This window comes from Endozoicomonas atrinae (assembly GCF_001647025.1).
GTDB classification, from domain to species: Bacteria; Pseudomonadota; Gammaproteobacteria; order Pseudomonadales; family Endozoicomonadaceae; genus Endozoicomonas; species Endozoicomonas atrinae.
In genome coordinates this window covers 31,309-45,587 of sequence record NZ_LUKQ02000013.1, presented here as the reverse complement: position 1 = coordinate 45,587, position 14,279 = coordinate 31,309, and the positions used below count along the sequence as shown (strand labels likewise).

The window sequence follows — 14,279 nt, the reverse complement described above, 5'->3', positions numbered from 1 at the left end:
GATCATCCTGAGTTTTAATCTGACTGGCTATTTGATCTACCAGTTTTTCGTTGATTTCAACGCTCATTGTTATTCTCCATTTTGGAGTATTAACGACAAGCGTTTACACAATTTAAATTACATTCCCGAAGAATCGCTTTTATCATTGTGTGCTGAAGTTTTCTTCTTTTTTAAACGTCTCCAGCTTATTCTGTTTCTTACAAAATAACCCTTGATAACGTAGATATCTCTTTTGGTAAGTAAAGTATCAGGAACCCTGCTTCTGCTCAGAAAAAGATACCTTCTCACTTCGTTATTTTCACATTTCTTTATTTCTTCAAGGATTCGTTTTACTGTACAAGCTCTATAGGGCTCCTGAAAATTTATTTTTTTTGAAAAGAATAAGTTATTAATCAAGTGATATCTAACAGCCTGCATGAGCTTGCGATTGGATAATTCATTAGCCCTGAAAAGCCTTCTACCTCGTTTAAATAGCTTTCGCTGTTTCTTTGTCAGCTGCTCATCATAGGTTTTTTTGTTCAATTTCTTCTTTAAATCCTGAAGGTCAATTAACTCCCGCCCTTTAACCTTATTTTCACACTTATCCAGAAGAGGCTCACCAATCAGCTTAAATTTGAAAGCACAGATCAAATCAATATCGTTCAGTTCTTTTCTGCTCCATATCTGGCGAAAAGTATTGAGCAAATTAATACTTCGGTCAGAGAATTTACTATGATCAGAAAAGCCATTAAGCCCTTTGGCATTTCGTATTAATGTCTGTGTAACTGAGCTATCCCCCATAATTCCTGAAGGGCGTGCTCACACAATGACAGGCTTTGAAATAAGCACAGCAGAAGGCTGACCTGATAATCCAGAGCGGTTAATGTTTGAAATAGTAACTGATCCATCAGCCATAACACTTCCTGTGACCTTAAATAGACATACTTTCAGGTTACAGGGATTTTTTTCCATGTACAGCTGATGTCAGTCAAACTGACGGAACTGTTAGTCACTCTTTCGTAGCAAAAAGTCTAATACCATCAGAAAGCAGGAGCGGAAAAATTTCCGCCCCTTTTAATAGTTAACGCTGTGGAGCAGGTAGCAGGTTGATTTCTACACGGCGGTTCTTGGACCGACCTTCAACCGTTTTATTGCTGGCAATCGGGTCTGCAGAACCCCGGCCATAGGCAGCAATGCGGTCGCCGCTGACGCCCTGAAAAGCAATATAGTTAGCAACACTGTCAGCACGGTCCTGAGACAGGGGTACATTAATCTTATCTCCCCCAGTACTGTCGGTATAACCCACCACTTCAATCACGTTACGGTCATACTCCTTGAAGACTTTCGAAACAGAACCAAGCACTGGGTAGAAAGCAGACTTGATATCAGACTTGCTTGAATCGAACGTGATATTGGATGGCATGATCAGCTTCAGTTCATCGCCCTGACGGTATACCTGCACACCGGTTCCCTGCAGCTCAGCCCTCAGTACTGTTTCCTGTCGATCCAGATAGTGGCCATAACCAGCACCTGCAGCACCACCAATAATGGCTCCTTTCAGGGCACCATCACCACCATCAGCAATAGCACCAATGGCAGCCCCCGCCAGAACACCACCAAGGCCATATTTTGTTGACTTGCTGGCCTGTTGTTCACCCGTGTAAGGGTTGGTTGTCTGACAGCCTGCAAGCAGTACCCCCATCAACAGGGTTGCGACGGCAAATAACTTTTTCAATTGCATAATGATCTTCCTTAGCAAATCAGCTTAGAACTTTCTATCAGCTCAAGGCTGCTTAGCCGCGAATAATACTATTTTCCCGGATTTCTTCACCTATTGTGGTATCAGGGCCATGTCCAGCAACCACAACAGCTTCTTCGTCCAGAGTATAGAGCCTTTGTTTGATCGAACGCTCAATGGCTTTGTAATCACCGCCCCACAAATCCGTTCGTCCAATAGACCTGCGGAACAGCGTATCTCCTGCGATTAACAGCTTTGGCTTTTCAAACCAGAAACACATGGAACCAGGCGTATGCCCTGGGGTGTGCATGGCTACACCTTCACAGCATGGCAGCTCTTCATCATCTTTTAACCAGTAATCTGGGTCAGGTACCGGACGGTAAGGAACACCGAACATGCGGCATTGCATTTCAAGGTTATCCCAAAGGAACTTATCCCCCTCATGAAGATAGATTGGAGCACCCGTCTGCTTTTTGATATCGCCACTGGCAAGGAAGTGATCCAGGTGCGCATGCGTATGGATAAGGGCAACAACCTGTAAATCCAGCTCCCGAAGCTTTGCCATAATAACTTCAGGGTCACCACCGGGATCAACGACAAACGCCTTACGGGTTAACGGATCACCAATAATTGTACAGTTGCACTGCAGGGGCCCAACAGGGAAAGTCTGCCGAATAAAGGCTGTTTGGTTTGTCATTTGACCTTCACAGTAGTTTTCTATGTTCGGCCAAGATTCTAATATTATTTTTGAATCAGGTCTTTCCCTTTGTAGGCTGCATTAGTGAAGAAAACTGCTGTTGGATCTTATCCACAATCACAATTTACTTTTTCTGACATTACCGTTAACGAACTTTTGAACCTGGGAAACGGGAATAATCCGGTAGCCTGCCGTTTCCAGTCGTTCATTGCCCAAACCCAAGAACTCCTGAGCCAGAAGCAGTGGGCTACCATGACTGACAACAATTACGAACTGTTTATTCAGATCGCAATCGCTGTCATTCACAATGCTTTGAATAAGGGATTCCATCCTGCCCTGCATCTCAGCACGGGTCTCTCCGCCATAACTTTTGGGGTCTGCTGGGAACCAGAAGTCAGGCTCATTAAATTGGCGATAGTCCTGCCCTTCTCTGTCCCCGATATTCTGCTCAATTGCTCGCAGATCAACTTCTCGAAGAAAACGGGCTATCTGCAATTTACCCATCACAATATCAGCCGTTTCAATGGTTCTGGGTAAGGGAGAAACCACTACTTTACAGACATTGTCACCGTTGATGCCTGCATCAATAAGGCTATCAGATGTTTCCCGAACCTGCTCGCGACCATGCTCCGTGAGTTTTACGGGTTTATACCCGCTATTTTCCGGGTTACTGTTATAAATATGTTCAATATTATGCTCTCCTTCACCATGGCGAATAAGAACTATCCCTCCATCACTGCTTTCTTCTATTACGGGATCCATTGCTGAAGCTTCCATACATACCCCTGCACCAATTATTATCATTGTTAATAGAGTGAGATAAGTTACTTTTTTAATAACAGAGTTCATTTTTTAAAACTAACTAAAAGCGTGGGTTCAGGTACCTGAAACTGAGCGCTCCTTCGCCTTAAATAGGTCAGCTTCCCTCTCTGAAGCCTCTTTTTCTGCATCAGAGGCACACTCGCCTTAACCAAGCCAGCAGGGTCGACCAGGAGAAACTCTTTCTGCCCGGGGTAGGGAAAGTTCCATTCCTGGATGTACTCATCAGCATCATCCGTATCTTCTGTGGAGAAATCCTCAGGGATCAGGGACCACTGATAGATCCACTCTTTTTTTGTCGGCTTTGGCCTTGGCTCAGATATAGACAGTGAAAAGCGGGTTCGTCTCAACACGTTACTACTCCTCAGTAATTCAGCAGGCGTCACTTTATAGAATCATTAGTGTGCAGCTGCACAGGCCTTTGAGGTAGGTAGTGTAGTCAAAAAAACACTGGTCAGAAGTACCAAAAAGCATATTCCTCTCTAAAATAATAGAGGTAAAAACTATTCATTGATTCAATACAAAGCACTCTAAATAATGATAATTAGATGAATGAACCTATCTCTACCAATACAGCCTAAGTAAATACCAAAACAAAATAATAACCAGTAAAAATCGTGTCTATTATCATAATTCAATCCAGTAGACAGATTTCCAAACCTATGCAAACAAGCAAAAAAAACAAGGAAAAACAACCAATTATAAATAGCACTATGATTTTACTCATAGCCGGATTATTCGGGGTCATCACAGGATGGCTTGATCTTAATGAGCTTAATCAGGCCAGTGAGGTTGTATCCGACCTGTTTATTCGGATGCTGAAACTTATCAGCCTCCCAATTATCTTTTTCGCACTGGTTTCAACCCTTTCCGGTATGGGCAATGCTTCCGATGTTAAGCACCTCGGCGGCCAGGTTCTGAAATATACGGTGATCACGACTCTGGTCGCTGCCACTGTTGCCCTGGCTCTATACTTATTCATAGCTCCGGCGGGAAATGTAAGCCCATTAGCCGCAGCTGCCGAGCCTTCAGGCCCCTCAGGAAGTTATTGGTCCTATCTAATTGGAGTGATTCCTTCCAGTTTTATTGAGCCTTTCTATACCCATAATGTGATGGGCGTTTTATTTCTGGCTCTCCTCCTCAGTGCTGCCACTATGGCTCTGGAAAACCGGCACAAGGAGGTTCTGCATTCCTTTTTTGACAGCATGTTTGCTGCCATCATGAAAATGACCGGACTGATCCTCAAGCTCATGCCTCTCGCCGTATGGGCATTCGTTAACCAGTTCATCCATGATCTTCAGGGCCAGGCAATTCTTCAGGACCTTGCTCTCTATTTGCTCTGTGTGCTTTTGGCTAATATCGTTCAAGCTGGTCTGATATTACCCTTGTTTCTGAAATTCAAAGGGATTTCCCCCTGGCAAACCATGAAAGCCATGTGGCCAGCCCTGACAGTTGCTTTTTTTGCAAAATCATCAGCAGCAGCACTGCCCTATGCCGTTGAATGTGCAGAAAAAGACATGAAAGTTCAGAGCAAGGTGGCCCGTTTCAGCCTCCCCCTTTGCATCACTGTTAATATGAATGCCTGCGCTGCCTTCATACTGATTACGGTTCTCTTTGTCTCCCAGAGCAACGGCGTGATATTCTCACCTCTGGAGCTGCTCTCATGGATAGTGATTGCCAGTATTGCCGCCATTGGTAATGCCGGTGTTCCCATGGGCTGTTATATGCTGTCCAGCGCATTTCTGGCCGCTATGGGGGTGCCCCTTCAGCTACTGGTTATTATTCTGCCGTTCTATGCCTTGATTGATATGCTTGAGAGTGCCATTAACGTGTGGTCAGACTCTTGTGTGACCGCCATGGTTAACGCCGACCTGTTATCAGATATGAGTTTGAGAGAGGGAGAGAGTGATAAAGCGACTCAGGTGGATCACAATTAAAGTAATCCACCTTGAATTCTTAACCTTTAACCTGGCTTATCCAGTGTAAAAGCTCAGAGGTGGCGTACACTGCCTCTACGCCTTTGTTCATGTGATCATCACCGGAGCGTTTTTTCGCGTCTTCCACGCTATCCACCCCGATCACTTCATTGATCACGGGCTTTCCGAAGCGCTCTGTTACATCCATAAAACCTTCAAATACACCATGAAGCACCATCTCATCATGGCTGGTGATGCCTTTCAGAACCACCCCAAAAGCCAGGATAGCATCCAGACCCGGGTCTTTTTCAAACAGAATCCGTGCAGCAAGCGGAAGCTCCAGTGAGCCCGGGACTTTGTGAATAGAGATGTTCTCCGGCTTAACATCCAGTGCCAGGAGCTCTTTTTGAGCTCGATTAATCATGGCATCGACACAGTCACTGTGCCAGCTGCTGCCTATAATCGCCAAGCGTGCATGAGGGATTTTGTGAAACTGTTCCGGGGTTTTAGGAAGGCCTGCGCCCATCAGGGATACTCCTTTAAGTAACGATAAAATAATAGTTTGAAGATGAAAGTTAGCTGGCTGCCGGTCTTCCGGCAAACCTGTTTAACGATTAACCCGATGAAGCACTCGGCAAATGCTGCTACAAAGCGTTTTCAGCTCATCGTGGGAAATGACATAGGGAGGCATCACATAAACCAGCTTGCCAAAAGGCCGAACCCAAACCCCCTCTTCAACGAACAGAGGTTGAATTTCGGACATCACCACGGGTTCTTTCAGCTCTACGACACCAATACCCCCCAACACCCGGACATCAGCAACCGCAGGCATTTCAAAACAGGGCATTAAGCCTTCCCTGAGTATTTTCTCAATCGCCGACAACTGACCATGCCATTCGCCCCTGGACAAAATCTCCAGGCTGGCATTACCTGCAGCACAGGCCAATGGATTGGCCATAAAGGTAGGGCCGTGCATAAAAGGGCCGTGTTCAGAAATGGTTTGGCTGACCTCCTCTGAACACAGAGTTGCGGCCATCGTCATATACCCCCCCGTCAGGGCCTTTCCGACACACATGATATCCGGAACAACACCAGCATGTTCACAGGCAAACAGCTTTCCAGTGCGACCAAACCCCGTAGCGATTTCGTCATGAATCAGCAGTACCTCATAGTCGTCACACAACTGGCGCAGACGAACCAGATATTCTGGTGAATAAAAATACATGCCTCCAGCACCCTGAACAATGGGCTCAATAATCACACCCGCCAGCTGATTTCCCAGTCGATCCAGTATCTGACGCAGTTCGTCAATATGCCTTTCTTCAAAAGCTTCACCAAAACGACACTCAGGCCGGGGAACAAAATAATGCTGAGGAAGAATACCGGTAAACCAGTGGTGCATGCCGCCATCGGGGTCACAGACAGACATTCCACCAGTGGTATCCCCGTAATAGCCCCCCCTGACGGTCAGCATCTTATTCTTTTCAGGCCTGTCACGGGCTATCCAGTATTGCATGGCCATTTTGATAGCAACTTCAACAGCCACAGAGCCTGAGTCTGCAAAAAACACCGTTTGAATAGGCTCGGGGGTCATCGCCACCAGCTTCTTAGCCAGATCAATTGCAGGCTTATGAGTCAGGCCACCAAACATGACATGGGAGAAATCATCAATCTGATTCTTTAGTGCCGCATTCATTTCAGGATGGTTATAGCCATGCACCATGCACCACCAGGAAGACATGCCATCAATAACGCGACGGCCATCATTCAGATGCAAATAGACACCATCTGCCCCAACCACCGGGAACATATCCACGCGATTAATGGTCGTACTGTATGGGTGCCAGATATGTTCGGCATCAAAGATCAGCTCTTCCGGGGTTATTAGAGGGCTCAAGCCTGACTCCTTTTGACACGTAATGTGTTTGACCTTTCCGGATGGAGAAGATAATCGCGGCGCTGTTATGTAGCAAGCGTAAACAGCACTTTATACCTATCAAATTTACCAAACCCGTTATGAGAATGGTTGACGGAAGCGTAAGGCATAAGACAAAGGGAAGTGAAGAGCCATGGTTCTGGCGAGGAGCTTCAACACAGATTCAGGCTTCAGACAGTCAGTACAACAGGGATATAGAAAATACGATGGGCATTGTTTACCCCTTATGGCTGTTTTCTTAATCCTAACCTACTCTGCCCCTGTGGATAATTTGAATAGTTCGTTCCAAAATCAGATGATCTTCAAATCCATTCGTCACTATTGATGAGTGTTCTATGAGACATTTTTCAAAAGTGGCTGCAGCTATTGTGGAAGTAATATGCAGGCTCTGTTCGTAAACCAACTGTCGACCCTGGACTTCAGTTACCTCTGTCCAAAGCGCGGGTTGGTGGGTGAAACCTGGCTTGTGGATGTCATGCTGGGTGGCGAGCTTGATGAACAGGGCATGGTGTTTGATTTTGGGCATGTGAAGAAACAGGTTAAAGCAATGCTGGATAGCCTGTCAGACCACCGCCTTCTGGTTCCCCTGAACGCAGAAGAGACCTCCATTACCCATAACAAAGAGCAGTTAGTTGTTCGCTTTCAAACCTGCCATGGGATTATTACCTGTTCAGCACCAGCACAGGCTGTTCTGCTGGTTGATTCAGAGGCTATAACTCCGGAGTTGCTTACCCCCTTTCTGGAGGAGGCCATACACCGGGAACTGCCAGGCAATGTCACAACGGTTGAACTCCGGTTATACCCTGAAGACATTGGCGGGGCTTACTATCATTACAGCCATGGTTTAAAGAAACACGATGGGGATTGCCAGCGGATTGCTCATGGGCACCGCTCCCAAATCAGGGTTTTTGTCGATGAGCAACGGGATCAGGCTCTGGAGGCCTGGTGGGCATCACAGTGGCGTGACATCTATATAGCCACAAAAGAAGATCTACAGGCTTCCTTCCACGAGAGTAACGTGGAGCATTATCGATTCTGCTACACAGCCAACCAGGGGTACTTTGAGATCAGCCTGCCCTGTAGTAACTGCTACTTGATCGATACTGACTCCACTGTTGAACTGCTTGCTACCCACATTGCGCTCTGTTTGGCTGAGCGAAAGCCTGGCAAGACCATTCGGGTCGTCGCTTTTGAAGGGCTGAATAAAGGAGCCATTGCTATGCACTCAGAGCCTTCCGTGGGTAGAGAGTAGTAGCGGTATGCTTTGGTCTAACATTTTTAAATCGATTCCAGACTTTTTCATGGAAATAATAAGCCACGGTATTCACAGCAGGCTCAACCATCGCCAGTGCACCACCGATCATAATATCGCCAGTCATTAGATAACCTACTGAAAACGCAACACAAAAGTGTACTGCTGCAAAAGAAACTGTCTTAGCCATCTTGTCCTCCGGTCTTCGTAATCACTTAATCATTGTTGGCTCTTATTATATGAGAATGATTATCAATAAATAAAATAAAACAAACCTAGTTCATTAATAGTTAAAAGCTATCAATAATCTACTAACCTTTAGGTAATGGCCAAAAGGAGAACGTGCTATGTCGTCGTCACTGACGGATCAGATCAATAATCGCCCAGTCCAACCTGACCCCACCAAAGACCCTGAGATAGGCCCATCAGTCCAGGCTGCTGCCGAGGATAAAGTTGAGGCCAGCTTTACCAGTAAGCTGACCGAGCTCCCCAAAATGCTTGAAATGGATTTTAATAAGGTAGAAAACCTTCTGGCCAATCTGGCCGCTACCAACCCATTTCGTCCGGATATGGCGCTTGGAAAACAGCCAGAAGTTGCGGCCATTGATGCCAGCAATAATGTTCAGTCAGCGCCTGTTGCCCCCGTAGGCGCTGCTGTGGATGCAAGCCATGTCAGCAAACTGAGGCAAGTCAATGACACGCTGGCTGCGTATGACGTTAGGCTTCAGCAGGTATTCGATGAAATGGCACTTTCCCGTTCAGGCAGAAAGCCAGACCCTCGAAGCATAGGGATAGAGTATGAACGGTTGATGACGTTTGTCCGTCAAACTGAATACCATTTAACTCAAGCCATCAAACTGATCCCGGAATCACTCCCAGAGAATACAGGACAGCCAATAGCTCAATTAATGCCGGAGTTTACCCAAAGTCTGGTTCGCTATGACAGTGAGTTTCAGCAGATCTTCGGAGTTATTCAACATGAACTAAAGCAGGCAGAGATTGCCAGTAGAGCTTCAGGATCAGGGTCTCTCGAACATGTATTGCAAAAGGCTGAAGCCACCAGAAATGCTTCAGGGTCCGGATCAGCTCCAGCTGCCTAACCTTTAAGCAGACCTCTGAAAAACAGCACATTCCCATTAAAAGCCGCTGATCACCTTTAGAGATAGCGGCTTACTCCTTTCATTTATTGCTTATTCAGAATTTCATCAACCCCTTTAACAACAGGTTAATGATCTCAACTCTCCTTAATGAACATAAATTTGTGCAGCAATAAAAAACTCATCATTTCTTACTCAATTTCCGTTCTTATCAATACCTGCAGCAGAAAAAGAAAATGGTTAAGTTATGTAAATAATCAGGTAAGCTATGGCCGATCATAAATTTAAAGTACTTTAGTACTACTAAAAAGAGCCCAGCCTAAAAAGAAAAACGCTGGCTCAAAGGACTGCTCAAATGCTTTGTGGATATTTTTTGAGAAAAAGAGTTTTACTCCCTTTATTCTCAATAACGCTGTACACAGCCTCAGCTACCGCCGAAGACAAACCTCCTGTTGCTGTTCAAATACAACCGGTCAAATATCAGGAATATTCACAGCCCATCCAGACCAGTGGAATATTGTCGTACAAATCCCAACAAACGCTCTCGTTTAAGACCTCTGGCCCAGTGACGCAAATACGGGTCGAAGCGGGAAACACCGTCACCAAAGGACAACTGCTGGCCAGTCTTGCACTGGATGAAATCAATGCTCAGGTCGATGAAGCGGAAGCCAGAGTGTCACTGGCCAAAAAAAACCTGAAGCGTTTCCAGCAGCTCCATAAAACCAATGTGCTTTCTCTTGAGAAACTCCAGTCCGCTGAAACCGAGCTGACCATCGCTGAAAGTAAATTGCGCATTGCCAAGTTCAACCGTGCCTATTCAAGCATCCATGCATCTGCAGCAGGCCTGGTATTGCAGCGCCATGTAGAACCCAATGAGCTGGTATCACCTTACCAGCCTATCCTGGTGGTTGCTGATGAAAGCAAAGGATGGGTTATCCGAAGCAGTGTTACGGACCAGGATATTGTTCGTATGGCAATCGGCGACGCAGCTTCTATTTATTTTGATGCTCTGCCGGCTCAGGCGTTCGAAGGAACTGTCACTCAAATGACACCTCTGGCAACGAATACAGGTACTTTCGAGATTGAAATCAGTCTACCTGTCGGTAACTCACAGCTTCGCTCCGGCTTTGTTGGCCAAATTGATATACAGCCCTCCTCAGGTACAAAAGTTGCCCTGATTCCTGTAACTGCAATTATTCAGAGTGAAGTAAACGACCTGAAACAAACCGCAAAGGTCTTTCTTCTGGACCAGCAACAACAGACCGCGGAGCAACGTACCGTCTCCCTCACTTATCTTGACGGACGTATGGCAGCCGTCAGCGATGGTATTCAACAGGGCGAGCCGCTGATTACCACAGGAGCTGGATTGCTCAGGCATGGCGAAAAGGTCAACGTCATTGCCAGTGATGAAGCCTATATAGATACAAAAGTTCAGCAGGAGCAGTAACACCATGAAACTGCCCGCTATCGCCATTGCTCATCACCGATTTACCCTGGTGATCATTCTGCTGATGGTTGCACTGGGTGTGGTATCCCTGAACTCCATGCCCCGCTCGGAAGACCCTCAGTTCAAATTCTCAGCAGCCATGGTCCGGGTTGTTTATCCCGGCACCAGCCCACTGGATATGGAGAAACTGATCGTTGATCCTGTCGAAGAGGCCATTAACGAGCTGGATGACATAAAAGTCCTCAAATCGAATATTGAAGACGGGCTGGCCGTTATCCAGGTCGAGTTTCTGTATGGCACCGATCCACAGGATAAATACGACGATGTTGTTGCAGAAGTATCCCGAATCAGAGACTCGCTACCAGACGACATCGCCGTACTTGCCATTGACCGAATCTCACCGATTGATGTCAATGTTCTTCAGGTGGCAATGACCACCGAGAGCGGAAAAGCTGAACACGATTATCTCACATTAAAATTCCTCGCAGAAAAGCTGGAAAAACAGTTTGAACGAGTACCTGGCGTCAAACGTGCGACTGTTGAAGCACTGCCTGAGCAACAGATTCATGTCAAAGCCAACCTGATCAAAATGAAAGAGCTGGGTATTGGTTTGGAAGATCTGGTTCAGGCTATCCAACGCTCTGGCACCAACCTGCCTGGCGGACACGTACTGGCTGGAGAGCGTCGCTTTACTGTCCGTACCAGTGGTGATTTCCGTACTATCGAGCAGATCAACAGAACGGCAGTTCATTCCGCTCCCGGCAAGATTATCTATGTTGAGGATATTGCAGAGATTGAACTGACCAGCTCACTTCCGACCTATGAGGCTCGATACAATGACTCAAGGGCTGTTTTTATCAGCGTTGTTCAGCGGGAAGGCAGCAATATTTTTGATGTCATGTCAGGTCTGAATGCAGTACTGGATAACTTTCGCAAAGATTTACCTGAAGGTATTGATGTAGTACTTGCCCATGATCAGGCGGAGTCTGTTGATGAACGGGTTTCGCAGTTTTTTGACAGTTTGCTGCAGGGCCTTGTACTGGTTGGCCTGCTCACGCTTTTCCTGCTGGGTGCACGTTCAGCCATTGTCGTTATTCTGGCCATCCCCATTTCCGTGCTGATTGGTCTGGCCTGGTTGGATATTGCCGGTTTTGGCTTACAGCAGATGTCCATTGCCGGACTGGTCATCGCCCTCGGCCTTCTGGTCGATAATGCGATTGTGGTCACCGAAAACGTCAGCCGCTTTCTCAGGGAAGGCCTAAGCCCAAGAGAAGCAGCAGCCAAAGGTGCCAGTCAGGTTGGCTGGGCTGTTGTCAGCGGCACATTGACCACGGTACTGGCCTTTGTCCCGATACTGGGGCTACAGACCGGAGCGGGCATATTCCTCCGGTCCATGCCGGTTACCGTTATCCTGACCCTGATTGCTTCTCTGCTGGTTGCGCTGATGCTGACGCCGCTGCTCGCCAGCCTTTTCCTGAAAAGACATGCAGGCAAACAAACCGAAGATACGACAAATAAAGATCCGGTCTTGCTGCGACTGGTTCAATCGTTTGCTCGTAATGGTTACCGGACAGCGCTTGTTTACTCCCTGAAGCACCCGTGGCAGATATTGACCATTGCCATTATGGTGCTCGCTGGCTCGATACTGCTGGCAGGCCAGCTGGGAGTCAGTATGTTTCCAAAAGCAGAAAAGCCCATGTTCCTAGTGAATATTGAGCTGCCGGAAGGTTCTGGTTTTAATCAGACGCGGGACATGTCGATTCGGGTTGAAGAAATCCTGAAACCATACCCACTGGTTCGCTCCATTGCCACCAATATTGGCAAAGATAACCCACGTATTTACTACAACATTTTCCCTAAACGACAAGTACCGAATTACGCTCAACTGGTAGTGCGGCTTCATACCGGAAAGCTCAGTGAAGTAGAACCATTTGTGGATGATCTGAGAACTCAGTTTGCCCTGATCCCCGGTGCCCGAATTACTGTTAAGGAACTGCTTCAGGGGCCTCCCTATGAAGCGCCGGTTTCCATACGGGTTGTGGGTGATGATCTCAGCAAAGTACTCATTGCTTCACGGGAAGTTGAGCAGATCATGCTCGACACACCTGGCACTGTGAATGTTGACAATCCGATCGATAAACCAAAAATTGATCTGCACGTGAATATCAACCGGGAGAAGGCGGCCATGTACGGCGTGGCCATTCAGTCTATTGATGAAGTCATCCGGGCCAGCCTGGTTGGGATGACGGTCAGCCAGTTCCGGGATGAAGCGGGAGAAGATTATCCAATTATTGTGCGCTATCAAGGCCATCAAACAAGGGCTAGCAGTAATGACTCGGGATACCGTCCCAGAATAGAAGACTTCAACTATATGGTTGTGAAGTCTGCCTCTGGGCAGCTGATTCCCATTCGACAGCTGGTCACTCTGGAAATGAGAAGCGCCCTGCCCCGTTTTCAACACCATATGACAGAACGTATGGCCAGGGTAACAGCAGACCTGAAAGGTGATTATCAGGCTGACCCGGTGACTAACGCCATTGTCGAAAAGCTGGACCAATACGACTGGCCGGAAGGTGTGAGCTATCAGGTAGGCGGGGAACAGGAGCAGCGAAAAGAGTCCTTTGCCGGCATGACCAAAGTATTGCTGATTGCCATGCTGGGCATCTTTGCTGTACTGGTCTTACAGTTTAACTCCTTCTCACAGCCTGCCGTGGTGTTTACTGCCATTCCTTTTGCCGTGACCGGAATGGTCCTAGCTCTCTGGCTGGCAGGATACACTTTCTCGTTTACGGCCTTTATAGGGCTGACCTCTCTGGTGGGTATCGTGGTCAATAACTCCATTATTCTGGTGGATTATGCCAACCTGCTTCGTAAGGGCGGACATAGCCTGAAGGACGCAATCATTGAGTCAGGGCAAACCCGCATGCTCCCAATATTGCTCACCACCATGACGACGATTGGTGGCCTGTTGCCATTGACGCTGTCTAACTCGGTCATGTGGTCCCCCATGGGCTGGACAATTATCGGTGGACTGATGGTTTCCACACTGCTGACCCTGGTCGTAGTACCGGTACTTTACTACCTGTTCAGCAAAATGCAGGGAAAAACCGTATAAGAACCGTAAATATACCCGTACAAACTCTTAAGGCTTGTGTAGAATTATTCTTATAAATGATAAAAACGGGCTTTAGCTATTTGAGCAGCCATAAGCAGTTCAAACGACAGGAAATCGCCGAATTGGTGAGATTTCTATACCCAAAGGATTTGAAGTTGCTACGCGGCGACAAGTCAGTGAAGCCCCGTGAGCTTACGAAGAGTAAGTGATCGGGGAGAGCGAACGCAGCCAACAAAGTAGCAGCTTGAAAGGCGAAGGGTATAAAGTAGATAGCAGCCCCATA

General features: G+C 47.0%; 13 protein-coding genes. 5 read left to right on the top strand and 8 right to left on the bottom strand.

Annotated features, from left to right (window positions below; translation table 11 throughout):
* Positions 1-117: 117 nt before the first annotated feature.
* The 5 genes from AK963_RS03410 to AK963_RS03390 form a co-directional block, all read right to left on the bottom strand.
* On the bottom strand, positions 118-780 hold the full coding sequence (locus tag AK963_RS03410; RefSeq protein ID WP_066014072.1) for a hypothetical protein: 663 nt from the start codon (positions 778-780) through the stop codon (positions 118-120).
* A gap of 280 nt (positions 781-1,060) precedes the next feature.
* Positions 1,061-1,720, bottom strand: coding sequence for a YiaD family glycine zipper/OmpA-like lipoprotein (locus AK963_RS03405; RefSeq protein WP_066014071.1), 660 nt, complete (start codon positions 1,718-1,720; stop codon positions 1,061-1,063).
* A 52-nt stretch (positions 1,721-1,772) separates the two neighbouring features.
* The gene (locus AK963_RS03400) at positions 1,773-2,414 is read right to left on the bottom strand and encodes an MBL fold metallo-hydrolase (protein ID WP_066014070.1); all 642 of its coding nucleotides are present in this window, start codon (positions 2,412-2,414) and stop codon (positions 1,773-1,775) included.
* A 117-nt stretch (positions 2,415-2,531) separates the two neighbouring features.
* Positions 2,532-3,191, bottom strand: a complete 660-nt coding sequence (locus tag AK963_RS03395) for a histidine phosphatase family protein (protein ID WP_066014069.1) — start codon at positions 3,189-3,191, stop codon at positions 2,532-2,534.
* A 68-nt stretch (positions 3,192-3,259) separates the two neighbouring features.
* The gene (locus AK963_RS03390; protein WP_066014068.1) at positions 3,260-3,586 is read right to left on the bottom strand and encodes a hypothetical protein; all 327 of its coding nucleotides are present in this window, start codon (positions 3,584-3,586) and stop codon (positions 3,260-3,262) included.
* Between the two features lie 360 nt (positions 3,587-3,946).
* On the opposite strand from AK963_RS03390, the gene AK963_RS03385 reads away from it, so the two are divergent.
* Positions 3,947-5,170 carry a dicarboxylate/amino acid:cation symporter gene (locus tag AK963_RS03385; protein WP_083232426.1) on the top strand — a complete coding sequence of 408 codons (1,224 nt, stop codon included), beginning with the start codon at positions 3,947-3,949 and terminating at the stop codon, positions 5,168-5,170.
* A 19-nt stretch (positions 5,171-5,189) separates the two neighbouring features.
* On the opposite strand, the gene ribH is transcribed toward AK963_RS03385, so the two are convergent.
* Positions 5,190-5,675, bottom strand: coding sequence for a 6,7-dimethyl-8-ribityllumazine synthase (gene ribH, locus AK963_RS03380; RefSeq protein WP_066014066.1), 486 nt, complete (start codon positions 5,673-5,675; stop codon positions 5,190-5,192).
* A gap of 81 nt (positions 5,676-5,756) precedes the next feature.
* Positions 5,757-7,046 (bottom strand): adenosylmethionine--8-amino-7-oxononanoate transaminase, encoded by a 1,290-nt coding sequence (gene bioA, locus AK963_RS03375; protein ID WP_066014065.1) that lies wholly within the window; start codon positions 7,044-7,046, stop codon positions 5,757-5,759.
* Between the two features lie 418 nt (positions 7,047-7,464).
* Here bioA and AK963_RS03365 point away from each other — a divergent pair, with 418 nt between their 5' ends.
* Complete coding sequence (locus tag AK963_RS03365; protein WP_066014063.1) at positions 7,465-8,337, top strand: 6-pyruvoyl trahydropterin synthase family protein; 873 nt, start codon at positions 7,465-7,467, stop codon at positions 8,335-8,337.
* On the opposite strand, the gene AK963_RS31185 is transcribed toward AK963_RS03365, so the two are convergent.
* A complete protein-coding gene (locus tag AK963_RS31185; RefSeq protein WP_083232425.1) occupies positions 8,303-8,527 on the bottom strand; it encodes a DUF2061 domain-containing protein in 225 nt (74 codons plus the stop codon). The genes AK963_RS03365 and AK963_RS31185 overlap by 35 nt on opposite strands.
* Before the next feature lie 157 nt (positions 8,528-8,684).
* Here AK963_RS31185 and AK963_RS03360 point away from each other — a divergent pair, with 157 nt between their 5' ends.
* The 3 genes from AK963_RS03360 to AK963_RS03350 all read left to right on the top strand — a co-directional run bounded on the left by AK963_RS03360 (position 8,685) and on the right by AK963_RS03350 (position 13,996).
* Positions 8,685-9,437 (top strand): hypothetical protein, encoded by a 753-nt coding sequence (locus AK963_RS03360; protein WP_066014062.1) that lies wholly within the window; start codon positions 8,685-8,687, stop codon positions 9,435-9,437.
* Between the two features lie 370 nt (positions 9,438-9,807).
* Positions 9,808-10,881 carry an efflux RND transporter periplasmic adaptor subunit gene (locus tag AK963_RS03355; protein WP_175404421.1) on the top strand — a complete coding sequence of 358 codons (1,074 nt, stop codon included), beginning with the start codon at positions 9,808-9,810 and terminating at the stop codon, positions 10,879-10,881.
* Positions 10,882-10,885: 4 nt separating this feature from the next.
* Positions 10,886-13,996, top strand: a complete 3,111-nt coding sequence (locus tag AK963_RS03350; RefSeq protein ID WP_066014060.1) for an efflux RND transporter permease subunit — start codon at positions 10,886-10,888, stop codon at positions 13,994-13,996.
* Positions 13,997-14,279 lie beyond the last annotated feature (283 nt).